Here is a 21,634-nt window from a genome sequence, read left to right on the forward strand (position 1 = left end):
CCGTCCGAGAGAGCCAACAGGAAACGTCATGAACCGAGCCCGTCGCGCGCGCATCGTCGCCACCCTGGGACCTGCAAGCCGTGCGCCCAGCACCGTCAAGGCGCTGGCCCAGGCGGGGGTGGATGTCTTTCGCCTGAACTTCAGCCACGGGTCGCATGAGGATCACGCCGCCGCGTTGAAGGCGGTGCGCGGCGCCGAAATGGCGTTGCAGCGTCCGCTAGGCGTGTTGGCTGATCTTCAAGGACCGAAGCTGCGTCTGGGCCGGTTCAAGGACGTCGAGATCTCGGTCAAGCCGGGCCACACCATGCGTTTCGATCTGGACCCGACGCCCGGCGACGAAACGCGGGTGCAGATGCCGCATCCTGAAATCTTCAAGGCGCTGCGCAAGGGCATGCTGCTGCTTCTGGACGACGGCCGGGTGCGGCTGCGTGTGGGCGAGCGGACCGACGAGTGGGCCGATGTGACGGTCGAGAGCGGCTCGAAGCTGTCGGACCGAAAGGGCGTGGCGGTGCCGGAGGCGGTGATCCCGGTCTCGGCCCTGACGCCCAAAGATCGTGAGGACCTGGCCTTCGCCCTTCGCATGGGCGTGGACTGGGTGGCGCTCAGCTTCGTTCAGAAGCCCGAGGACATGGCCGAGCTGAAGCGGATCGTGAACGGGCAGGCGGCCTGCCTCGCCAAGATCGAGAAGCCGGCGGCCCTGGCCGATCTGGAAGCCATCCTGGACTATTGCGACGGGGTGATGGTGGCGCGCGGCGATCTGGGTGTCGAACTGGATCCCGAGGACGTGCCGGTGGCGCAAAAGCAGATCGTGCGCGCGGCCCGCAATCGCGGCGTGCCGGTGATCGTCGCCACCCAGATGCTGGAATCCATGACGAGCGCCCCGGCCCCGACCCGCGCCGAGGCGACCGATGTGGCCAATGCGGTCTATGAGGGTGCGGACGCCCTGATGCTGTCGGCCGAAACGGCGTCGGGCGACTATCCGCTGGAGTCCGTCGGCATCATGAGCCGTATAATCGAGCGGGTCGAACGCGATCCGATGTGGCCCAGCCTGATGGGCGCCGAACATGCCGGCATGGACGAACATGATGTGGACGCCTTGGTCGGGGCGGCGCGGATGGCGGCGAATGCGCCCTCGACCGGCTGTCTGGTTGTGTTCACGACTTTGGGCGGCACCGCGCGGCGAATGGCGCGTGAGCGGCCGCTGAAGCCGATCCTGGTCCTGACGCCCAATCCCAACACCGCGCGCCGGCTGGCCTTGGTCTGGGGGCTAGAACCGCGTCTGGGCGAGCAGCCGGACTCCTTGGAGGCCGTGACGGACGACGCCGTCAACAGCGCGGTGAAATATGGTCTGGCCGAGCCGGGCCAGCGCATCCTGATCCTGGCGGGCACGCCGTTTGGGGCGCCGGGCGCGGCCAATCTGCTGCGCCTGGCCCACGCTCCGGCAGCGACGTCGAAGGGCCGTAAGAAGAGCTAGAGAGCGATCTCGCGCCGCTCCGCCGCGCTGCGCAGACCGGCGTCGAGGATGCGCATGACGGTCAGGGCCTGGTCGGCCGGTACGGGCGGCGGGCCCTTGCCAAGGATCGCCTCGCGCATAGCGGCGTAGAAGGCGGGATAGTCGCCGCGTTCGGGCGTCGGCGTGGTGCGGACGGTGTCGCCGTCTATCTGTTTCGTCAGCACACCGGGCGAAGGATCGACGCCCCAGTCCGCGTCGCCGGGACGCAGGCCGGCCTTGGACTGCCCCTCCTGGGCGTCGAGGCCGTGTTTGATGAAGCTGCCGCCCGTGCCGTGGACGGCGTAGCGGAGGCGGGCCTCGGCGGCGAGGTGGCTCATGTTCAGGATGACCCGCAGCCGGTCATAGCGCAGCAGGACGTGGGCGTAGTCGATGGCCGTGGCGCCGACACGCTGGGCCTGGAGGTCGGCATAGATGGCCAGCGGCGGGCCGAACAGCCGGACCGCCTGGTCGATCAGATGCGGGCCCAGGTCGGCCCAGACGCCGCCGTCGCGCTGGTCCTTCCAGCGGTCGGTGACGGTGGGGCGGAAGCGGTCGTAATGGCTTTCGAACACGGCGACGTCGCCCAGTTCGCGCTGGTCAATCAGGCGACGCAGCGTCAGGAAGTCGGCGTCCCAGCGGCGGTTCTGAAAGACGCTGAAAACGCCGGGCGATGACGCTGCAAAGGAGGCGACTGCTTCGGCGTCAGCCAGAGTGGCGGCGAAGGGCTTGTCCACCACTACCGACTTGCCGGCCCTCAGCGCGGCGATCGACTGTTCGGCGTGCAGGGTGTCGGGGGTAGCGACGATGATCAGGCCGATGTCGTCGCGGGCGAGGGCGGCGTTCAGGTCGGGGAGGACCTCGACGTCGGGCAGGTCGGCGTGGACCGCTTCAGGCCGGGACGAGACGACGGCGGTCAGGCGCAGGCCGGGGGTCGCGGCGATCAGGGGGGCGTGGAAGGTCTGGCCCGCCAGGCCGTAGCCGACGACGGCGACGCCGATGGGTGTGTTGGAGGTCATGCCCCGATCAATAGCGGTTGGGACGCGGGCCATCCAGCACATAGGGCACCACGCCGCGCTCGTTCTCGGGCACGTGAAGGGCGCGGTCGAGGGGCGGGAAGGCGCGCTGGGTGCAGTCGGTGCGCTCGCAGATGCGGCAACTGACGCCGATCCGGGCGGCCGGGCCGTTCAGATCGAGCCCGGCGGCATAGACCAGGGCGCCCGCATGTTCGACCTCGCATCCCAAGGACAGGGCGTAGCGGCGGTCGTTGGCCAGGTAGGAGCCGCTGGGCTTGGACACCGAGCGGGCGATGGAGATGTAGCGCGAGCCGTCCGGCATCTCGGCCAACTGCACCCCGATCCGGTCGGGCGCCGCGAAGGCTTCGTGGACGTTCCACAGCGGGCAGGCGCCGCCGAAGCGGGCGAACTGGAAGCGGGTGGCGCTGTGGCGCTTGGTGATGTTGCCGGCCATGTCCACGCGGGCGAAATAGAAGGGCACGCCGCGCCAGCCGGGCCGTTGCAAGGTCGAGAGCCGGTGGCAGACCTGTTCGAAACTGACCTGGAAACGGGTGCGCAGCCGGTCGATGTCGTGCTTTTCCTCGCGCGCGGCCTCCAGGAAGGCGCGGTAGGGCAACAGCAACGCGCCCGCCGCATAGTTGGCCAGACCGACGCGGGCCACGTCCCGCGCGGCGTCGGTGCGGAAGGCGGCTTGATCCAGTTCGGCTTCGATCAAATCGCGGAAGGACAGCAGGGCCAGCTGGTGCGCCAGCTGGAACGACCGCGTCGCGCCCGGCTGCCAGGCGTCCAGCGTCAGGACGCGGCTGGCGGGATCGTAGCGACGCAGCGCCTCCTGACCGGCGACATAGGCGACGCGAACGCCGTGCGCCTGGCTCAGCGCAGACTCCAGCGCCCGCTCAATCTGGCCGTCCTGAACCAGGGTCGCCGCCAGCGCCTCGGCCGCGGTGTCCAGCGTGTCGATGTAGTTGTCGCGATAATGGAAGAAGTCGCGCACCTCTTCGTAGGGCAGCAGGGCGACGCTGGCGCCGTGTTCGTCCCGGCCCAGGGTGTCGTCCAACGCCTTCACACGCTCGTCCAGGCGGCGGAAGGTCTGGTGCAGGGCCAGGAATTGACGGGCCAGACGCGGGGTGTTGGCGACAGCCTGTTTCAGCTCTGCGGCCGTGGGCGGCTCGGCCTGACCTGCGATGTCGGTGGTGGCCTCGCGCAAGTCGGCGATCAGGCGGGCGTCGCCCTCCAGATCGAACAGACTGGCGTCCACATGAAAGGCGCGGGTCAGGGCGATCAGGACGCGCGCGGTCGCCGGGCGCTGGTTGGTCTCGATCTGCGACAGATAGGACGGAGACAGGCCCAGCCGCTCGGCGCAGGCCTCCAGCGTCCAGCCGCGCGCCTCGCGCAGCTTTCGCAGTTTGGCGCCCAGAAAAAGCTTCTCAGCCATTCGCAAGTTTGCAGTTCATCGTCGCCGCCTTTGCAAGTCCGCGCAGTTCCGCACCTTTTGCAAAGTTGCGTTTGCCATTTTGCGATGAAGGCGCCACGCCTTGCCGTTCGAACAAGAGGCCGAAACCGATCATGACTCAAGCCATCCTTGAAGAACTGGAGCGCCGCCGTGCCGCCGCCAAACTGGGCGGTGGGGAAAAGCGTATCGCCGCCCAGCACGCCAAGGGCAAGCTGACGGCGCGCGAACGCATCGACGTTCTGCTGGACGAGGGCTCCTTCGAGGAGACCGACATGTTTGTGGAACACCGCAGCCACGACTTCGGCATGCAAGATCAACGCATACCAGGCGACGGGGTGGTGACGGGGCGCGGGACCATCGGCGGGCGGCTGGTCTATGTCTTCTCCAAGGACTTCACGGTGTTCGGCGGGAGCCTGTCGGGCGCCCATGCGGCCAAGATCGTCAAGCTGCAGAAGATGGCCCTGACCACCGGCGCGCCGATCATCGGCCTGTTCGACGCGGGCGGCGCGCGCATCCAAGAGGGGGTCGAGAGCCTGGCCGGCTACGCCGACATCTTCCTGCAGAACACCCTGGCCAGCGGCGTCATCCCCCAGATCAGCGTGATCATGGGGCCGTGCGCGGGCGGCGACGTCTATTCACCGGCCATCACCGACTTCATCTTCATGGTGAAGGACACGAGCTACATGTACGTGACCGGACCCGACGTGGTGAAGACCGTCACCAACGAGGTGGTCAGCCACGAGGACCTGGGAGGCGCCCGCGTCCACGCCGGCAAGTCGGGCGTGGCGGACGGGGCGTTCGAGAACGATCTCGAGGCCCTGTCGGAGGTGCGCCGCCTGATCGGCTTTTTGCCCCTGTCGAACCGCGAAAAGCCGCCGGTGCGCGACAGCTATGACGAGCCGGAACGGGACGAGCCGTCGCTGGACACCCTGATCCCGGCCAATCCCAATCAGCCCTATGACATGAAGGAACTGATCCTGAAGGTGGTCGACGAGGCCGACTTCTTCGAGATCGGGGCCGACTTCGCCAAGAACATCATCTGCGGCTTCGGCCGGCTGGACGGCCAGACGGTCGGGATCGTCGCCAACCAGCCCCAGGTGCTGGCGGGGGTGCTGGACATCGATTCAAGCCGCAAGGCCGCGCGGTTCGTGCGCTTCTGCGACGCCTTCGACATTGCGCTGGTGACCCTCGTGGACGTGCCGGGCTTCATGCCGGGGACCAAGCAGGAATATGGCGCCCTGATCAAACACGGGGCCAAGCTGCTGTTCGCCTATGCCGAGGCGACGGTGCCGAAACTGACCCTGATCACACGCAAGGCCTATGGCGGCGCCTATGATGTGATGAGTTCGAAACACCTGCGCGGCGACGTCAACTACGCCTGGCCCACCGCCGAGATCGCGGTCATGGGCGCCAAGGGGGCGGTCGAGATCATCTTCCGCAAGGAGGCCGGCGACCCGGCGGCCCTGGCCGCGCGAGAGGCGGAGTACAAGGACCGGTTCGCCAATCCGTTCGTGGCGGCGGGGCTGGGCTACATCGACGACGTCATCATGCCGCACGGGACGCGGCGGCGGCTGGTGAAGGCGCTGCGGACGCTGAAGAACAAGGTCCAGGAGAACCCCTGGAAGAAGCACGACAATATTCCGCTCTAAGGTCTTGGGGTGAACGAGTGGTCGTCGCTAGGATTTACCGCGGACATCCGGCTAGTCAAATCTTGCATTAGCTTATCAAGTTCTCTCTGCCTTTTTAGATGACCGTCCAACCCGCGTTTCACCCCAACCGCCTCGACGGCCCCGCTTATGGAAAAATAGATCGACGTCAGAAGCGTAACAAAATGATCGTTTACCCAAAGTTGCTCAAATTCTTCTCGACCTAAGACGGGTCTATCGAGGCTGCCCTGCCAAAAATAGTTTACGCCGTAGAAGCTTCCGTGAAGAAGTTCGGACGATGGACGATAGATAGCAAACACTGCACCTGAAAGAGCCTGGGCCGAGCGTTTTGAAGCCCCATCAACAAGGGAGATACGTTTTTGAATATTGTCTGTAGTCCAATCGCGGATTTCCTGCCCTTTGGGGCTGGTGAACTCATCCAGCGCTTCTTGAAGTCCAGGGAAATTCTCTGGGCCGTAAGGAAGGTGACGCTCTACAATAATCTGTTGGTCGCCCATCTGAGCAACACGCTTGAGGTCGCGCCAACGTTTTTGACGCAGGTGTCGAATGGCCAAGTCTGCAAGTTTGTGCCCGCCAACAGCGATGTAGGAAACATTCACTGCAGTCTCGGCAGCGGAACGCGCAATGCCAAAGCAATCTCGGATCGACATATCGACTGTCTCGGTGAGCTTCAAAATGCTGTTGGCGGAGACGCCAATAGCTTGAAGCATCCAGATGGTGATCCGGTCCAAGTCGCTATGGGCGTCCTTATGTCCGGCAATCACTTCGATCAAGGCGTCCAAGGCGCGACATTGAAGTCGCAAAAGTTCGCGACCCTGCTGTCGGTGAAGTTCGTTGAGATCGTCCACTGCGCGATAGCTCCTTGGGCAGTTTGTGTTCTCAGGGTGGACACCGTCGCGGCGGCTGTTTGGGCCTCGCTTTTGCTTCCACTGAAAGTGCCACAGAAGCGGCACGCAACTACGGCCGAATCGGCGATCCCGCACACATCGCTGGCCTTCCCGATGATACCGCTCCAGAAGCTGAAAGCTTAAGAATGTTCTCCAAAATCCTCATCGCCAACCGGGGCGAGATCGCGGTTCGGATCATCAAGACCTGCCGCCGCATGGGCATCAAAACCGTGCAGGTCTATTCGGAGGCCGACGCCGGGTCGTTGGCGGTCGAGATGGCCGACGAGGCGGTGCTGATCGGGCCGGCGCCGGCGGCGCAGTCGTATCTGCTGGCGGACAAGATCGTCGAGGCGGTGCGCCAGACGGGCGCGCAGGCCGTGCATCCGGGCTTTGGCTTCCTGAGCGAGAACGCCGGGTTCGCGCGGCGGCTGAGGGACGAGGGGATCGCCTTCATCGGCCCGAACCCCGAGGCCATCGAGGCCATGGGCGACAAGATCAGCTCCAAGAAGCTGGCGGCCGAGGCGGGGGTCTCGACCGTGCCGGGGCATATGGGGCTGATCGAGACGCCGGAGGAGGCGGTCAAGATCGCCAACCAGATCGGCTATCCGATCATGATCAAGGCCAGCGCCGGCGGCGGGGGCAAGGGGATCCGCGTGGCCCATTCGGACGCCGACATGGCCGAGGGGTTTGCGGCGGTGAAGGCCGAGGCGCTGAACGCCTTCGGCGACGACCGGGTCTTTTTGGAAAAGTTCATCATCGACCCGCGCCACATCGAGATCCAGGTGCTGGGCGACAAGCACGGCCATGTGGTCCATCTGTTCGAGCGCGAATGCTCGATCCAGCGCCGCAACCAGAAGGTCATCGAGGAGGCGCCGTCGCCCCTGCTGGACGAGGCCACCCGCGCCGCCATGGGCGCCCAGGCCGTCGCCCTGGCCCAGGCGGTCAACTATGACTCAGCCGGCACGGTCGAGTTCGTGGCCGGTCAGGACAAGAGCTTCTTCTTCCTGGAGATGAACACCCGGCTGCAGGTCGAGCATCCGGTGACGGAGCTGATCACCGGCGTCGATCTGGTCGAACAGATGATCCGTTCGGCCTGGGGCGAGACGCTGGCCTTCGAACAGAAGGACCTGAAGATCGACGGCTGGGCGATCGAGAGCCGGATCTACGCCGAGGATCCGTATCGCGGCTTCCTGCCGTCCATCGGCCGACTGGTCCGCTACGAGCAGCCGGAGGAGGGCGAGCATAACGGCTATGTGGTCAGGAACGATTCCGGCGTCCGCGAGGGCGACGAGATCAGCATGTTCTACGACCCCATGATCGCCAAACTGTGCGCCTGGGGCGAGACGCGCGAGGCGGCGGTCGAGGGCATGGCCCGCGCGCTGGAGGACACCCACCTGTCGGGCTTGGGGCATAATGTGCCCTTCCTGGCGGCGGTGATGGACCAGGACCGGTTCAAGTCGGGCAATCTGTCGACCAGCTATATCAAGGACGAATTCCCGGACGGCTTTAACGGCCTGCGCCCGACGGTGGAGCAGGAACACATCCTGATCGCCTCGGCGCTGGCTATGCACGAGATCATCGCCGAACAGGACGGCGACCCGTCGGACCGCACCGACTGGATCGTGATGATCGACAAGACGCCCCACGGCGTCGGCCTGTCCTATGACGAGGACGAGGAGATGATCCTGACCCTGACGGGCGGGGGCGACATCCGCCTGTCCGACATCGACTGGCGCCCCGGCCTGGCCCAGTTCAAGGCCGAACTGGACGGCGAGGCCTTCACCGCCGAGGTCAAGCGCGTCGCCGACGGCTTCGATATCCGCCACCGCGCGGCCCGCGCCCGGGTGCGGGTGTTGCGGCCTCATGTCGCCGAACTGTATGCGCGCCTGCCGGAGAAGGTCGCGGCGGACACCTCCAAGATGGTGCTGTCGCCGATGCCGGGTCTTGTGGTCTCGATCCCGGTGGTCGTGGGCCAAGAGGTGAAGACCGGCGAGACGGTGGCCATCATCGAGGCCATGAAGATGCAGAACATCCTGAAGGCCGAGCGCGACGGGGTGGTGAAGGCCGTCGGCGCCAAGGACGGCGATCCCGTGGCGGCGGACGACGTGCTGGTGGAGTTCGGGTGATGACGGGTTTTCCCGCGCCCACGCCGCTGGAATGGCGCGAGGCGGCCCAGAAGGCGCTGAAGGATCGGCCAATCGAGTCGCTGATGCATCTCGACGCCGACCAACTGGTGACGCGGCCGCTGTACGCAGGCGCGACGGGCGTGCAGCCGATCTTCGCCCCGCGCCCGTCCGACTCCGAAGGCCGGGCCTGGGATCTGCGTACGCTGGTGGAGGGCGACGATGCCGAGGCGGTCAACGCCGCCGTCCTGACTGATTTGGAGAACGGCGCGGCCTCGGTGGTGCTGAAGGGGCGGGTGCTGGCGGATTCCGCTCCGCTCAGCCGGGCGTTGGAAGGCGTGGCGCTGGAGCTGGCGCCCGTCGCGCTGGACGCCGGGATCGACGGGCCGGATGCAGCCAATGCCCTGGCGGTCGTCGCCAAGGGGTCGCCGCGCGCCAAGCTGCGATTTCATATGGACCCGGTCTCGGCCTTCGCCGAGGCGGGCGGGGCGCCGCGTTCTGTGGAAGAGCATCTGAGCTTGGCGGCCAATACGGCGGCGCGCCATGCGGGGGCCTATCCCGACGCGACCTTTTTCCTGGCCAGCGGGCGCGCAGCCCACGAGGCGGGCGGATCGGCGGCGCAGGAACTGGCCTTTGCGGCCGCCGGCGTCGTGGCCCACGTGAAGGCGGCCGTGGACGCGGGGATGTCGGTCGAGGCGGCGCTGAAGGGGACGGTCGTCGGTCTGTCGGTCGATGCAGAATATTTCGACAGCCTGGCCAAGGTGCGGGCCATGCGGCTGATCTGGGCGGCGTTGACGCGTGCCTTTGGGGTCGAGACGCCGGCGGTGATCGAGGCGCGGTCGTCGCGGCGGATGCTGTCGGCGCGCGATCCCTGGCCCAATCTGCTGCGACTGACGGCGGCGGGGTTTGCGGGCGCCGTGGGTGGCGCGGATGTGGTGGTGCTGGACGGCTTCACCCGCGCGAACGGGAGGTCCAACGCCTTCGCTAGGCGACAGGCCAGGAACACCCAGCTGGTGCTGATGGAAGAGGCCAACCTGGGCCGGGTCGACGATCCGGCGGCGGGGAGCTGGTATCTGGACGCCCGCACGCGGGATCTGGCCGAGGCCGGCTGGGCCGAGTTCCAGATGATCGAGGCCGAGGGCGGTCTGGTCGAGGCCCTGAAGGGCTCGGTGATCCAGCCCCGCATCGCCCGCGCCCGCGCCCTGCGGGAGGCGGCGTTGGCGAAGGGCGCGGTCCAGATCATCGGGGTGACGAAATATGTGGACGCAGACGTGCGGCCGGCGCCGGTCGAGGTGGGCGATGAGGCGGCTGCGGCGGTGGAGCGGGTATGCGAACCCCTGACGCCGATCCGCTTCGCCGCGGCCTTCGAGGAGGCGGCTCAATGAGTTTTCCCGATTTCAGCAAGATCGCCCTGACCCTCGACACGGCCGGGCAGGGGCCGACGCGCGCGCCTTGGCTGACGCCCGAGGGGCTGACGGTCGAGACCGCCTATGGTCCAGAGGGGTTGGACGAACTGGATCACCAGCACGGCCTGCCGGGGTTCGCGCCCTTCCTGCGCGGTCCCTATCCGACCATGTACGCGGGCAATCCTTGGACCATCCGCCAATACGCCGGCTTTTCGACCGCTGAGGAATCCAACGCCTTCTATCGCCGCAATCTGGCGGCGGGGCAGAAGGGGTTGAGCATCGCCTTCGACCTGGCGACGCACCGGGGCTATGACAGCGACCACCCGCGGGTGAAGGGCGACGTCGGCATGGCCGGCGTGGCCATCGACAGCATCTACGACATGCGGACCCTGTTCGACGGGATCCCGCTGGACCAGATGTCGGTGTCGATGACGATGAACGGGGCGGTTCTGCCGATCCTGGCCCTCTATGTCGTCGCGGCGGAAGAACAGGGCGTGCCGCATGCGGCCCTGACCGGGACCATTCAGAACGACATTCTGAAGGAGTTCATGGTCCGCAACACCTACATCTATCCGCCCGAGCCCTCGATGCGGATCATCGCCGACATCTTCGCCTGGACGGCGCAGGAGACGCCGAAGTTCAATTCGATCTCCATCAGCGGCTATCACATGCAGGAGGCGGGGGCGTCGGCGGATATCGAGCTCGCCTATACGCTGGCGGACGGGATCGAATATCTGCGGGCGGGCGTCGCGGCGGGGATGCCGATCGACCGGTTCGCGCCGCGCTTAAGCTTCTTCTGGGCCATCGGCATGAACTATTTCATGGAGGTGGCCAAGATGCGGGCCGGCCGCCTGCTGTGGGCCGAGGCGGTGCGCAAGGAAGGCGGGGTCGATCCCAAGTCGCTGTCCTTACGCGCCCACTGCCAGACATCGGGCTGGTCGCTAGCGGCGCAGGACGTGTTCAACAATGTGCCCCGCACCATGGTCGAGGCCATGGCGGCGGCGGGCGGCCAGACGCAGAGCCTGCACACCAATGCGCTGGACGAGGCCCTGGCCCTGCCGACTGACTTTTCGGCCCGGATCGCGCGCAACACCCAGATCCTGTTGCAGCAGGAGACGGGGCTGACGCGGGTGATCGATCCTTGGGGCGGCAGTTTCTATGTCGAACGGCTGACCCACGAACTGGCCGAACGGGCGCGCGCCCATATGGCCGAGGTCGAGGCTCTTGGCGGCATGGCCAAGGCCATCGAGGCGGGCATTCCCAAGTTGAGGATCGAGGAATCCGCCGCCAAGACCCAGGCCCGGATCGACACCGGTCAGCAGACGGTGGTCGGGGTGAACAAATATCTGAACCCCGTCGTCGACGACATTCCGATGCTGAAGGTCGACAATGCGGCGGTGCTGGCCGCTCAGATCGACAAGCTGAAGCGTCTGCGGGCCGAGCGGGACCAGGCGGCGACCGATGCGGCGCTGAACGCCCTGACCGACGGTGCGCTCGGGAACGCCAACCTGTTGGAGCTTGCGGTTCAGGCGGCACGCGCCAAGGCGACGGTAGGAGAGATTTCCGACGCGCTGGAGGCCGCCTTTGGCCGCCACATCGCGACGGTCCAGACCGTTTCGGGCGTATACGCCAAGGAGGCGGGGACCGACGCTCGCTTCGCCCGCGCCCGAGAGATGGTGGCGACCTTCGTCGAGAACGACGGCGGTCCACCGCGCATCCTGATCGCCAAACTGGGTCAGGACGGCCACGACCGGGGCCAGAAGGTGGTCGCCACCGGATACGGCGACCTGGGCTTTGACGTTACGGCGGGCAGCCTGTTCCAGACCCCCTCAGAAGCCGCGCAAGAGGCGGTGGAGAAGGGCGTCCACGCGGTCGGCGCATCATCGCTGGCGGCCGGGCACCTGACGCTGGTGCCCGAGCTGAAGGCCGAGTTGGAGAAACTGGGCCGGCCCGACATTACGATCGTGGTCGGCGGGGTGATCCCGCCGTCCGACGTCCAGCCTCTGCTCGACATGGGTGCGGCCGCCGTCTATCCGCCCGGTTCGGCCATCGCCGATACGGCGATCGACCTGATCGAGAAGCTGAACCAGCGTCTGGGCTACGCCCAGCCCGCCCCTGAAAAGGACAAGTCATGATCGGCGCCCTGAACCACGTCGGCGTCGCCACGCCATCCATCGCCGACTCGATCAAACTGTATCGCGATATCCTCGGCGCGACGAAAATCGGCGAACCCTTCGACCTGCCGGCGCAAGGCGTGAAGGTCTGTTTCGTGGATACGCCGACGGCTCAGATCGAGCTGATCCAACCCTATGACGACACCAGTCCCATCGTCGGCTTCCTGGCCAAGAACCCGAAAGGCGGCCAGCACCACGTCTGTTTCGAGGTCGCGGACATCCATGCCGCCGTCGCCGAGATGCGGGCCAAGGGCGTGACAATCCTGGGCACGGGCGAGCCGCGCATCGGGGCGCACGGGACGCCGGTCGTCTTCCTGCATCCGCGTGACATGGGCGGCGTATTGATCGAGCTGATGGAGACGCCAAAAGCGGGGCATTAAGCGGAGCCTTTGGTCAGGTTGGGCCGTTGAAGGCGAAACCAGAGGACATGACATGATGTCGCACCGCCTGACCGCATTCGTCGCCATCGCCGCCCTGACCGGCGCCGCAGCCTGCTCTCGCACCGAGCCGGAACAGCCCGCCGCCCCGGTCGAACCGTCGGCCGCGCCTGCATCCAATGCGCCCTCGGTCGGCTATGCCTGCGAAAGCGGCGCGACGCTTCAGGTCCAGTATATCGACAGCGACAACGCCATGCTGACCCATCAGAACCAGACCTATGCCTTGCGTTCGGTGCAGGCCGCCAGCGGCGCGCGCTATGTCGGCGGCGGGGCGGAATGGTGGACGGCGACGCGTGATGGACAGGAGAGCGGTACGCTGAGCCGACTGGGTCCGGACGGCACCACAGGTGTCGCGGTGCTGGAGCGCTGCTCGCGGCCGATCCCCGGGGCGGATGCGACGCCCGGACCGCTGCCGACGCCAGGTCAGACGCCGACCGAGGCGACCGGCGGGGTCTTGCCCGCTGCGCTGCCCTGCAAGGGGCCGCAACTGACGCTGGCGGCGGGCGACGGGGATGCGGGCGCCGGAAATCGGGTCACCAACTTCAGTCTTCAGAATATCGGAAGCCAGGCCTGCAGCCTGACCGGCTACCCCACCGTGACCTTGCAGGACGCGCGCGGGCGCACCCTGTCGTCCATCCGCGCCGAACAGAGTCCCGGAAGCTATTTCCGCCAAGGTCAGGCCCCGACGCCGGTTCAGCTGGCGCCCCGGGCCAAGGCCTATTTCGAGATGGCCTGGAGCGTCGTGCCCAACGAAGCGATGCAAAAGACCTGTCCCGACGCGGCCACGATAAAGGTCACTGCGCCCAGCGATACCGCCGCCGTCAGCCTGCCGTTCTCGTTCAGTCCCTGCGGCGGCCGCATCCGCGTCAGTCCGATCCGGGCCGAGGCCAACCCGGCGCCGGCGACCTGAGGCGGGTGGAAACCGATCGAAAATCGGCGTAGGTCGCGGCCCATGACCCAGAGCTTCTACGACCGCGTCGCCGGCGAATTGTCCGAGATCGACGCCCAAGGCCTGACCAAACCCGAACGCATCATCGCCTCGCGCCAGGGGCCTGTGATCCAGGTCGCCGGACGCGACGTGCTGAACTTCTGCGCCAACAACTATCTTGGCCTGGCCGGCGACGAGCGCGTGACCCAGGCCGGGATGGCGGCGCAAGCGAAGTGGGGCGCGGGCACCGCGTCCGTGCGTTTCATCTGCGGCACGCTGGAGATCCACAAGGAACTGGAAGCGGCCATCGCCAGCTATCTTGGTTTCGAGGACGCCATCCTGTTCGCCGCCGCGTTCGACGCCAACGGCGGTCTGTTCGAGCCGCTGCTGGGCGAAAACGACGCCATCGTCTCCGACAGCCTGAACCACGCCTCGATCATCGACGGGGTGCGGCTGTGCAAGGCCAAACGCTATCGCTTCGCCAACTCCGACATGGACGAGTTGGAAAGCCGGCTGAAGGAGGCCCGCGCGGCCGGCGCCCGCGATATCATCATCGCCACCGACGGCGCCTTCTCAATGGACGGCTATATCGCCAAGCTGGACGAGATCCGGGCGCTGGCCGACAAATACGACGCCCTGATCATGGTGGACGACTGCCACGCCACGGGTTTCCTCGGCATGCAAGGCAGGGGCTCGTTCGCCCATCACGGTGTCGAGGTGGATTTCGTCACCGGAACCTTCGGCAAGGCCCTGGGCGGCGCCATGGGCGGCTTCATCTGCGCCAAGAAGTCGGTGGTCGAACTGCTGAAGCAGCGGGCGCGGCCCTATCTGTTCTCCAATGCACTCGCGCCGGCCGTGTGCGGGTCCAGCCTGGAGGCCATCCGCATCGCCCAAGGGACGGAAGGCGATGCGTTGCGCACCCGTCTGTCGGCCAACGCCCATCGCTATCGCGGGGCCATGTCGGACGCAGGCTTCACCCTGCTGGACGGCGAGCATCCGATCATCCCTGTCATGCTGGGCGACGCCAAACTGGCGCAGGATTTCGCGGCGCGGGCGTTGGAGCTGGGCGTCTATGTGATCGGGTTCTCGTTCCCCGTCGTGCCGCGTGGTCAGGCCCGCATCCGTACACAGATGTCGGCGGCGCATAGCTTCGATCAGATCGACCGGACGGTTGAAGTGTTCACTCAGGCGGGACGGGAACTGGGCGTCATTTAGCCCCTTTCGCCCGCCATCGACGAAGACCAAGCGGCGAGAAGGCGTGGGGCCTCAGCCGCCGGTTCCGGGATGAACCCGGAGCCGTGATTTCAGGGAGTTGAGACTATGACCGACACGATGAAGGCCCTGGCCAAGACCGCGCCCGGCGTCGGCCTGGAACTGATCGACGCGCCGATCCCCGAGGCGGGACCGGAGGATGTGCTGATCCGGGTGCATCGCACGGCCGTCTGCGGCACCGACATCCACATCTGGAACTGGGACGAATGGTCCCAGAAGAACGTCCCGACCCCGATGATCACCGGCCACGAGTTCGCCGGCGAGATCGTCGCCATCGGCAAGGACGTCGATCGCCCGCTGAAGATCGGCCAGCGTGTCTCGGCAGAGGGTCATGTCATCGACCTGAACTCGGAAGCCGCCCGCGCCGGTCATTTCCACCTGGACCCCAAGACGCGCGGCATTGGCGTCAACCGCCAAGGCGCCTTCGCCGAGTTCGTCGTGGCTCCGGCCTTCAACGTCATCGAACTGCCGGACGACGTGCCCTATGAGATCGGCTCGATCCTGGATCCGTTCGGCAATGCGGTGCACACGGCGCAGCAGTTCGACCTGCTGGGCGAGGACGTCCTGGTCACCGGCGCCGGCCCCATCGGCATGATGGCCGCCGCGGTGGCCCGTCACGCGGGCGCGCGCACCGTGGTCCTGACCGACATCAACGACTTCCGGCTGGAGCTGGCGCAGAAGGTGGCGCCGGGCGTGCGCACCGTGAATACGACAAAGGAAGACATCCACGACGTCATGAAGGAGCTGGGCCTGAAGGTCGGGTTCGACGTGGCGCTGGAGATGTCGGGGTCGCCCATCGCCTTCAAACAGTGCGTCGACACCCTGATCATGGGCGGCGGCATGGCCATGCTGGGCATTCCGTCCAAGCCGATGGAGACCGACTGGGGCGCGATCATCCTGAAGGCCCTGACAATCAAGGGCGTCTATGGCCGCGAGATGTTCACCACCTGGCGCAAGATGCTGGGCCTGCTGAAGGCCGGTCTGGACCTCAGCCCGCTTATCACCCACCGCCTGGGCTATGCCGACTACCGCGAAGGCTTTGAAGCGATGAAGTCGGGCCAGTCGGGCAAGGTCGTGCTGGACTGGGAAAAGGCCGCCTGAAGCCTTGGGCGTTGATCAGACCGCAAGCAGCTGTTTGATCAACGCCTTTTCGAAGCCCTTGGTCTCCGAGCCGGGCAAGACATCGGTGATTTCGCCGCTTTCGAACAGGGCGAAGACCTTGGGGTGGACATAGGAGGCGCGGCAGACGGTTGGGGTGTTGCCCAGCAGGCCCGCCACGGCCTTGACGCAGACGGTGATCTTTCGCTTGGCGTCGGTGGGCGAGGTCGGGGCTTCGGTGTCTCGCAAGGCCCGCGCCGCCGAGACGGTGCCGGCCCAGGTGCGGAAGTCCTTGGCCGAGAACTGCTCGCCCATCGCCTCGCGGATGTAGGCGTTCACGTCATCGGAATCGACGGGGCACAGTTCGCCGTCCGCCGTGCGGTATTTGAACAGTTGCTGGCCGGGCAGGCCCTCCAGCTCGCGCACCACGCGGGCCAGACGGCGGTCCTTCACGCTGACGCTGTGGTCCTTGCCGCTCTTGCCGCGAAACTCGAACGTCAGTGCCGAGCCGTCCACCTCCAGATGGCGCTTGTGCAGGGTGGTCAGGCCATAGCTGCGGTTTTGCTTGGCGTAGATGGAGTTGCCCACCCGGATCAGGGTGATCTCCAACAGGCGCACGGCGGTGGCCAGCACCTTGTCGCGACAGACGCCGCGTAGGCTCAGATCGTGCTCGACCTTGTCGCGCAGCTTGGGCAGGGCGCGCGAAAAGGCGGGCAGTTTGTCGAACTTGTTCTCGGACCGGGCCGTGCTCCAGTCGTTGTGATAGCGATACTGTTTGCGGCCCTTCACGTCGCGGCCGGTGGCCTGGATATGGCCATTGGCCTTGGGGCAGATCCAGACGTCGGTCCAGGCGGGCGGGATAGCCAGGGCGCGGATGCGGGCCAGGACCTTGGCGTCGCTGATCGTCTTGCCCTTGGCGTCCCGATAGGACCAGCCCTTGCCGGCTCGGCGACGGCTCAGGCCCGCGAACTCGTCGCTGCAGTAGCTGAGCCCTTGCGGAACCTCGACGGCGATGTCGAAGGCGTGCGATCCGTCGGCCATCCGCCGCGTTTTCCTTTCATTGGTCTTTCAGCCGCTTGCCGAAGACGAGCGACGAACGCGGGGCCGGGGCGGCGAGTTCCGCTTGACCACAGGAACGCGGCGCGAGACGAGGCGGCATGAACTATCGCCACAGCTTTCACGCCGGAAACTTCGCCGACCTGGTCAAGCACGCCTTGGTGCTGTGGTTGGTGAAAGCGCGGCAGGCGGCCGGGCCGCTGACGGTGTTCGACACCCATGCGGGGGCGGGGCTGTACGATCTGTCGGGCGACGGCGCGCGGTCGAAGGAGGCCGAGGCCGGCGTTGCGCGGCTGATGTCCGCGGAGGGGCGGACGCCGCTGATGGATGCGCTGGCGGGCGAGGTCGCGGCGCTGAATCCTGAGGGCGGGTCGCGGTTCTATCCGGGGTCGCCGTTGCTGATCGCGGACGCGCTGACGCCTGGCGGTCGGTATGTCGGGTTCGAGCTGAACCCGCCGGTGCGGGCCATGCTGGCCGAGGCGCTGGCGGGGCGAGCGAACGCCGAGGCGCGCGAGGGCGACGGCTATGCGGCGGTGGTCGCGGAGGCGGCGAAGGTGCGCGGGCCGCTGGTCCTGATCGACCCACCGTTCGAAAAGCCCGACGACTATATCCGCTCGGCTGAGACCGCGATTTCGGTGGTGAAGCGCGATCCGACGGCGACGGTGGCGATCTGGACGCCGCTGAAGGATCTGGAGACCCTCGACGGCTTTATCCGGCGGCTGCAGGGCAAGGCGGGGCAGACCCTAGTCGCCGAGGCGCGGCTGAGGCCGCTGACCAATCCGATGAAGATGAACGGCTGCGCCTTGGTGGTGGTCAATCCGCCGGCGGGCGCGGAAGCGGCCGCGACCGAGATCTGCGGCTGGGTCGCGGGGGCGCTCGGTGAGGCGGGCGGACGGGCCGAGGTCTGGACCTTCTGACCGCAGTCACTAGGTTGATCGCATGACGCGCATCGCCATTCTGGAAACCGGACACCCACCGGAGCATCTGAAGGACGATTTCGACGACTATCCGGCGCGGTTCCGGGCCCTGCTGGGCGAGGGCGTGCCGACGACGCGGTTCGACGTGCAGTCGGGGCAACTGCCTGAGGATCCGTCGGTCTTTCAGGGAGCCATCGTCACGGGGTCGGCGGCGGGGGTCTATGACGACCTGCCGTGGATCCCGCAGTTGATCGACTGGCTGAGGGCGGCGCGGGGGCGGACGCGGCTGGTCGGCATCTGTTTCGGGCATCAGGCGCTGGCCCATGCGTTCGGCGGGGTGGTGGAGAAATCGCACAAGGGCTGGGGCGTGGGTCTGCACCGCTATGACGTGCGCGAGGATGCGCCGTGGATGCATCCGCGTGCGCGGACGATCGCCATTCCCGTGTCGCACCAGGATCAGGTCGTCGCGGTTTCGGACGATGCGCGGGTGATCGCGTCCAGCGGCTTCACGCCCTACGCCGGCCTGGCCTGGGGCGACGATGCGATCTCGTTTCAGTGCCACCCAGAGTTTCAGCCTGACTATGCGGCGGCCCTGATCGAGGGACGGCGCGGGGCGCGCATCCCGCATGATGTGGCCGATCAGGCGATCGACAGTCTGAAGCGGCCCAATGACCGGGCGGTGCTGACCGCCTGGATCCGCGCCTTCCTGCTGCTGACCCCGCCGCCGGTCGAGGATTACGGCAGCGGGATCTAGAGCCCCAGCAGCCGGATCAGCGCCAGCGCCAGCACCACCAGGGCGCCCAGCGACAGGATGACGGCGGCGACGACCCGTCCGCCAGCGCGGGCAACGGCGCGGATGTCGGTCTGGAGACCCAGGGCGGCCATGGCGACGACGGTCAGCAGGCCCGAGGCGGCGGCCATGGGCGCGAGCGCGGCCTGCGGGATCAGGTCAAACGAGCGCAGGCCGATCATGACAAGAAAGCCGATGATGAACCAAGGCAGCAGGCGCGACAGGCCGGGCTTTGCGGCGCTGGGCGCGCGGTCACGGAAAATCAGCGACAGCGCGAGGATGACGGGACCGAGCATCAGCACCCGCACCAACTTGACCACCGTGCCGGTCTGGGTGGCGAGGGCGCCGAAGGGCGCGGCGGCGGCCAGAACCTGCGGCACCGCATAGACGGTCAGACCGGCCAGGGCGCCGTATTGCAGGCCGTTCAGATGGATCAGGCCACCCAGCAGGGGCAAGGCCAAGACCACGATCACGCCGAGCACGGCGGTGAAGGCGATGGAGGCGGCGACCTCTTTCCCGTCGGCGTCGATGACGGGGGCGACGGCGGCGATGGCGGAGTTGCCGCAGATGGCGTTGCCGCAGGCGACCAGCAGAGCCATGCGCGCGTTAAGGCCCAAGGCGCGACCGACGCCGAAACCGACGATGATGGCGAGCGCGACCAGGGCGAAGATGCCTAGGACGAATCCGGCCCCTAACGACGACAGGGTGGCGGCGCTGACCGAGGCGCCGAGCAACACCACCGCCACCTCAAGCAGCATCTTGGCCGAGAAGTCGATCCCGGCCTTGAATCGCGCATCGGGCGTCCAGGCGGTGCGGACGGCGGCGCCCAGCAGGATGGCCAGCACCAGCGGCTCCAGCCAGACATGGCCGATCACGTCGCGCTCGATGCTGGTCAGACCGATGGCGGCCAGAGTGACCAGCAGGCACAGCATGACGCCCGGCCGGATCGTGCGTCCGAACGCCGTCACCGACGCCAAAGTGGGCGTTTGGAAGGGGGCGGGCAGGGCGGCGGACTTCATCGTCAAGCGTGATGCGCCTGCCCTCGACGCCGGTCCAACGGATAGTTATGGTCGTTTCAATCCGATTTGGAGATCAATCGTGACCTTGGAACGCCTGCGTATCTTCGTCGCCGTCGCCGAGCGTGACCATGTGACGGCGGCGGCAAGGGCGCTGAACCTGACCCAGTCGGCCGTGTCGAACGCCCTGGCGGCGTTGGAAACCGAGCATGACGTGCGGCTGTTCGACCGGGTCGGGCGTGGCGTGGTGCTGAACGAGACTGGCCGCGCCTTTCTGCCCGAGGCCAAGGCAGTGCTGGCGCGAGCGGCGGCGGCCGAGGCGGCGCTGGCGGACATGAGCGCCCTGCGGCGCGGGCGGCTGGCGGTGTTCGCCAGTCAGACCATCGCCAGCTACTGGCTGCCGCGCCGGCTGGTGGATTTCCACACGGCCTATCCCGGCGTCGAACTGGCCGTCGAGATCGGAAACACGCGCGAGGCGGCGCAGGCGGTGCTGAGCGGCGCCGCCGAGATTGGTCTGGTCGAGGGGGCGGTGGACGAACCGGCCCTGTCGCAGGTCCAGGTGGGGTCGGATCGGCTAGCCGTGCTGGTGACGCCGGACCATCCGTGGGCGACGCGACGTCGGCTGGAGGCGAAGGATCTGGCGGGCCAGCCCTGGGTGTTGCGCGAAGTAGGCTCGGGCACGCGGTCGACGCTGGAGGCGGCGGTGCGGGACATCGGGGTCGATCCCGCGACCCTGTCGGTATCGATGACCCTGCCGTCGAACGAAGCCGTGCTGGCGGCGGCCGAGGCGGGGGCGGGAGCCACGGCCCTGTCGGAAAGCGTTGCCTATGCGTCGGTGGCGGCCGGACGGCTGGTGACGGCGCCCTTCACCCTGCCCGAGCGACCGTTCCGCCTGTTACGACACCGCGAACGGTATCGCAGCCGGGCCGGCGATGTGTTCGTCGAGGCGATGGGCTAGGGCCACTTCACCACCGGCGGCATGGACGACAGGATCGAGTCGACGTTCCCGCCCGTCTTCAGCCCGAACATGGTGCCGCGGTCGTAGAGCAGGTTGAACTCGACGTAGCGGCCCCGGCGGATCAGCTGTTCATCACGTTCCTCGGCCGTCCAGGGCTCTGCCATGCGATTGGCGACGATGCGGGGATAGACGTCCAGGAAGGCCAGGCCGATGTCGCGGGTGAAGGCGAAGTCGCGGTCATAGTCGCCGCTGTCGTGATGGTCATAGAAGACGCCGCCTGTGCCGCGCGGCTCCTTGCGGTGGGGCAGGTAGAAATACTCGTCGCACCAGGCCTTGTATTTGGCGTGCCAGGTCGGGTGGTGGGCGTCGCAGGCGGCCTGCATGGCCGCGTGGAAGGCGACGGTGTCGGGGTGATCCTGACGACGATCCGCCATCAGCACGGGCGTCAGGTCGCCGCCGCCGCCGAACCAGCTTTTTGTCGTGGTGATGAAGCGCGTGTTCATATGCACGGCCGGAATGCGCGGGCTGACGGGGTGGCAAATCAGGCTGATCCCCGTCGCGAAGAAGCGCGGATCGACGTCGGCGCCGGGCACGTTCTTGGCGTAGTCGGGGGGAAAGGCTCCATGCACCGTCGAGACGTGGACGCCGACCTTTTCGAACAGGCGACCGTGCATCATGCCCATGACGCCGCCGCCGCCCTCGGGCCGTTCCCATGCGGTGCGGACGAAGCGACCGGGCTCGCCGGGGAACAGGTCGGCGGGGGCGGCATCCTCCAGCGCCTCGAAGGCCGCATGGATGCGGTCGCGCAGATGTTCGAACCAGGCGCGGGTCTCGACCTTCTTCAGGTCGAGCGGATCGGAGAAGACGGCGTCGCTCATGGCGCGCTTGAACCACGTCGCGGCGGCGGCGTCATCCGGACAGGTTGTCATAAGCAGAATCGCGGGCGC

At 67.0% G+C, this 21,634-nt stretch carries 19 protein-coding genes; 12 read left to right on the forward strand and 7 right to left on the reverse strand.

All coding sequences use genetic code 11. The annotated features are described in order from the left end of the window. The first annotated feature begins 28 nt into the window (after positions 1-28). The gene (gene pyk / locus ASF31_RS02440) at positions 29-1,474 is read left to right on the forward strand and encodes a pyruvate kinase (RefSeq protein ID WP_055753148.1); all 1,446 of its coding nucleotides are present in this window, start codon (positions 29-31) and stop codon (positions 1,472-1,474) included. On the opposite strand, the gene ASF31_RS02445 is transcribed toward pyk, so the two are convergent. From ASF31_RS02445 to ASF31_RS14375, 3 genes are read right to left on the reverse strand one after another with little or no spacing between them, the layout of a single operon-like run. Then, entirely contained in the window at positions 1,471-2,508 is a 1,038-nt protein-coding gene (locus ASF31_RS02445) for an oxidoreductase (RefSeq protein ID WP_055753149.1), read from the reverse strand. The genes pyk and ASF31_RS02445 overlap by 4 nt on opposite strands. A 7-nt stretch (positions 2,509-2,515) precedes the next feature. Then, positions 2,516-3,940, reverse strand: a complete 1,425-nt coding sequence (locus tag ASF31_RS02450; RefSeq protein ID WP_055753150.1) for a short-chain fatty acyl-CoA regulator family protein — start codon at positions 3,938-3,940, stop codon at positions 2,516-2,518. Continuing rightward, a complete protein-coding gene (locus tag ASF31_RS14375) occupies positions 3,933-4,073 on the reverse strand; it encodes a hypothetical protein (protein ID WP_156355832.1) in 141 nt (46 codons plus the stop codon). The genes ASF31_RS02450 and ASF31_RS14375 overlap by 8 nt, the downstream gene beginning before the upstream one ends. Between ASF31_RS14375 and ASF31_RS02455 the strand changes: the two genes are divergently transcribed. Further along, positions 4,072-5,607 carry an acyl-CoA carboxylase subunit beta gene (locus ASF31_RS02455; RefSeq protein ID WP_055753151.1) on the forward strand — a complete coding sequence of 512 codons (1,536 nt, stop codon included), beginning with the start codon at positions 4,072-4,074 and terminating at the stop codon, positions 5,605-5,607. The two genes, ASF31_RS14375 and ASF31_RS02455, sit on opposite strands and share 2 nt — an antisense overlap. On the opposite strand, the gene ASF31_RS14380 is transcribed toward ASF31_RS02455, so the two are convergent. After that, positions 5,604-6,473: a hypothetical protein gene (locus ASF31_RS14380; protein WP_156355833.1), complete on the reverse strand. Its 870-nt coding sequence runs from the start codon at positions 6,471-6,473 to the stop codon at positions 5,604-5,606. The genes ASF31_RS02455 and ASF31_RS14380 overlap by 4 nt on opposite strands. Positions 6,474-6,658: 185 nt before the next feature. On the opposite strand from ASF31_RS14380, the gene ASF31_RS02465 reads away from it, so the two are divergent. The 7 genes from ASF31_RS02465 to tdh all read left to right on the forward strand — a co-directional run bounded on the left by ASF31_RS02465 (position 6,659) and on the right by tdh (position 15,953). Next, on the forward strand, positions 6,659-8,638 hold the full coding sequence (locus ASF31_RS02465) for an acetyl/propionyl/methylcrotonyl-CoA carboxylase subunit alpha (protein WP_055753153.1): 1,980 nt from the start codon (positions 6,659-6,661) through the stop codon (positions 8,636-8,638). After that, positions 8,638-10,020 (forward strand): methylmalonyl-CoA mutase family protein, encoded by a 1,383-nt coding sequence (locus ASF31_RS02470; RefSeq protein ID WP_055753154.1) that lies wholly within the window; start codon positions 8,638-8,640, stop codon positions 10,018-10,020. Before ASF31_RS02465 ends, ASF31_RS02470 begins: the two co-directional genes overlap by 1 nt. Next, positions 10,017-12,176, forward strand: coding sequence for a methylmalonyl-CoA mutase (gene scpA / locus ASF31_RS02475; protein ID WP_055753155.1), 2,160 nt, complete (start codon positions 10,017-10,019; stop codon positions 12,174-12,176). The genes ASF31_RS02470 and scpA overlap by 4 nt, the downstream gene beginning before the upstream one ends. Then, the gene (gene mce / locus ASF31_RS02480; RefSeq protein ID WP_055753156.1) at positions 12,173-12,595 is read left to right on the forward strand and encodes a methylmalonyl-CoA epimerase; all 423 of its coding nucleotides are present in this window, start codon (positions 12,173-12,175) and stop codon (positions 12,593-12,595) included. Before scpA ends, mce begins: the two co-directional genes overlap by 4 nt. Positions 12,596-12,647: 52 nt before the next feature. Beyond that, a complete protein-coding gene (locus ASF31_RS02485; RefSeq protein WP_055753157.1) occupies positions 12,648-13,562 on the forward strand; it encodes a DUF4232 domain-containing protein in 915 nt (304 codons plus the stop codon). 42 nt (positions 13,563-13,604) lie between these two features. Continuing rightward, on the forward strand, positions 13,605-14,795 hold the full coding sequence (locus tag ASF31_RS02490; RefSeq protein WP_055753158.1) for a glycine C-acetyltransferase: 1,191 nt from the start codon (positions 13,605-13,607) through the stop codon (positions 14,793-14,795). A 117-nt stretch (positions 14,796-14,912) separates the two neighbouring features. Continuing rightward, positions 14,913-15,953 (forward strand): L-threonine 3-dehydrogenase, encoded by a 1,041-nt coding sequence (gene tdh, locus ASF31_RS02495; RefSeq protein WP_200918558.1) that lies wholly within the window; start codon positions 14,913-14,915, stop codon positions 15,951-15,953. 15 nt (positions 15,954-15,968) lie between these two features. Here tdh and ASF31_RS02500 read toward each other — a convergent pair whose 3' ends face one another. After that, the gene (locus tag ASF31_RS02500) at positions 15,969-16,991 is read right to left on the reverse strand and encodes a DNA topoisomerase IB (RefSeq protein ID WP_055753160.1); all 1,023 of its coding nucleotides are present in this window, start codon (positions 16,989-16,991) and stop codon (positions 15,969-15,971) included. A gap of 116 nt (positions 16,992-17,107) precedes the next feature. Here ASF31_RS02500 and rlmJ point away from each other — a divergent pair, with 116 nt between their 5' ends. Then, a complete protein-coding gene (gene rlmJ, locus ASF31_RS02505; protein WP_055753161.1) occupies positions 17,108-17,923 on the forward strand; it encodes a 23S rRNA (adenine(2030)-N(6))-methyltransferase RlmJ in 816 nt (271 codons plus the stop codon). 22 nt (positions 17,924-17,945) lie between these two features. Beyond that, positions 17,946-18,677, forward strand: coding sequence for a glutamine amidotransferase (locus ASF31_RS02510; RefSeq protein WP_055753162.1), 732 nt, complete (start codon positions 17,946-17,948; stop codon positions 18,675-18,677). Here ASF31_RS02510 and ASF31_RS02515 read toward each other — a convergent pair. Further along, on the reverse strand, positions 18,674-19,732 hold the full coding sequence (locus ASF31_RS02515) for a YeiH family protein (RefSeq protein ID WP_235551238.1): 1,059 nt from the start codon (positions 19,730-19,732) through the stop codon (positions 18,674-18,676). The genes ASF31_RS02510 and ASF31_RS02515 overlap by 4 nt on opposite strands. A 79-nt stretch (positions 19,733-19,811) precedes the next feature. Between ASF31_RS02515 and ASF31_RS02520 the strand changes: the two genes are divergently transcribed. Continuing rightward, the gene (locus ASF31_RS02520) at positions 19,812-20,687 is read left to right on the forward strand and encodes a LysR family transcriptional regulator (RefSeq protein ID WP_055753362.1); all 876 of its coding nucleotides are present in this window, start codon (positions 19,812-19,814) and stop codon (positions 20,685-20,687) included. Here the strand turns inward: ASF31_RS02520 and hemF are convergent. After that, positions 20,684-21,565: an oxygen-dependent coproporphyrinogen oxidase gene (gene hemF / locus ASF31_RS02525; RefSeq protein WP_055753363.1), complete on the reverse strand. Its 882-nt coding sequence runs from the start codon at positions 21,563-21,565 to the stop codon at positions 20,684-20,686. The two genes, ASF31_RS02520 and hemF, sit on opposite strands and share 4 nt — an antisense overlap. Positions 21,566-21,634 lie beyond the last annotated feature (69 nt).

The organism is Brevundimonas sp. Leaf280, assembly GCF_001422455.1.
Classification (GTDB): Bacteria; Pseudomonadota; Alphaproteobacteria; order Caulobacterales; family Caulobacteraceae; genus Brevundimonas.

Bases quoted from the DNA above. Each gene is read 5' to 3' on its own strand.
- ASF31_RS02515 (WP_235551238.1), bottom strand. From the start codon at position 19,732: ATGAAGTCCGCCGCCCTGCCCGCCCCCTTCCAAACGCCCACTTTGGCG.
- rlmJ (WP_055753161.1), top strand. From the start codon at position 17,108: ATGAACTATCGCCACAGCTTTCACGCCGGAAACTTCGCCGACCTGGTC.
- ASF31_RS02470 (WP_055753154.1), top strand. From the start codon at position 8,638: ATGACGGGTTTTCCCGCGCCCACGCCGCTGGAATGGCGCGAGGCGGCC.
- ASF31_RS02455 (WP_055753151.1), top strand. From the start codon at position 4,072: ATGACTCAAGCCATCCTTGAAGAACTGGAGCGCCGCCGTGCCGCCGCC.
- ASF31_RS14375 (WP_156355832.1), bottom strand. From the start codon at position 4,073: ATGATCGGTTTCGGCCTCTTGTTCGAACGGCAAGGCGTGGCGCCTTCA.
- hemF (WP_055753363.1), bottom strand. From the start codon at position 21,565: ATGAGCGACGCCGTCTTCTCCGATCCGCTCGACCTGAAGAAGGTCGAG.
- ASF31_RS02450 (WP_055753150.1), bottom strand. From the start codon at position 3,940: ATGGCTGAGAAGCTTTTTCTGGGCGCCAAACTGCGAAAGCTGCGCGAG.
- ASF31_RS02445 (WP_055753149.1), bottom strand. From the start codon at position 2,508: ATGACCTCCAACACACCCATCGGCGTCGCCGTCGTCGGCTACGGCCTG.
- mce (WP_055753156.1), top strand. From the start codon at position 12,173: ATGATCGGCGCCCTGAACCACGTCGGCGTCGCCACGCCATCCATCGCC.
- ASF31_RS02485 (WP_055753157.1), top strand. From the start codon at position 12,648: ATGATGTCGCACCGCCTGACCGCATTCGTCGCCATCGCCGCCCTGACC.
- scpA (WP_055753155.1), top strand. From the start codon at position 10,017: ATGAGTTTTCCCGATTTCAGCAAGATCGCCCTGACCCTCGACACGGCC.
- ASF31_RS02465 (WP_055753153.1), top strand. From the start codon at position 6,659: ATGTTCTCCAAAATCCTCATCGCCAACCGGGGCGAGATCGCGGTTCGG.
- ASF31_RS02490 (WP_055753158.1), top strand. From the start codon at position 13,605: ATGACCCAGAGCTTCTACGACCGCGTCGCCGGCGAATTGTCCGAGATC.
- tdh (WP_200918558.1), top strand. From the start codon at position 14,913: ATGAAGGCCCTGGCCAAGACCGCGCCCGGCGTCGGCCTGGAACTGATC.
- pyk (WP_055753148.1), top strand. From the start codon at position 29: ATGAACCGAGCCCGTCGCGCGCGCATCGTCGCCACCCTGGGACCTGCA.
- ASF31_RS02510 (WP_055753162.1), top strand. From the start codon at position 17,946: ATGACGCGCATCGCCATTCTGGAAACCGGACACCCACCGGAGCATCTG.
- ASF31_RS02500 (WP_055753160.1), bottom strand. From the start codon at position 16,991: ATGGCCGACGGATCGCACGCCTTCGACATCGCCGTCGAGGTTCCGCAA.